Raw genomic sequence first — 278 nt, 5'->3', positions numbered from 1 at the left:
CCACCTGCGAGATGGCCGCTTCCAACGCCGGATCGGGCTTGCCTGCGTGCAGGGTCGCCAGGAATGCCGCGCGCGCCTGCTGGTCGCGCTCGATCATCTCGCCCAGCTCCCGGCGCAGTGCCGGTTGCTGGTAAGGGTGGTAGGCCGGTTGCGCCAGCGGCGGCGGCACCTGCGCGGTCGCCAGCGATTGCCCGGCATCGACATGGGCCTGCAGCTGAGCGATGTAGTCGGCCAGCGGCGGCATTCCCTGCAAGTCGCGCTGGTAGCGATGGCCCACC

Annotated in this window: 1 protein-coding gene; it reads right to left on the bottom strand. The window is 70.9% G+C overall.

What is annotated here, in order from left to right; genetic code table 11:
- The coding region (locus tag SB753_RS36795) for a hypothetical protein (protein WP_410805054.1) at positions 1-278 on the bottom strand (278 nt) is incomplete at both ends.

This window comes from Paraburkholderia sp. SIMBA_053, assembly GCF_046534895.1.
In the GTDB taxonomy this organism is placed as follows: domain Bacteria; phylum Pseudomonadota; class Gammaproteobacteria; order Burkholderiales; family Burkholderiaceae; genus Paraburkholderia; species Paraburkholderia caledonica.
This window is presented reverse-complemented; position numbering and strand designations above follow the sequence as displayed.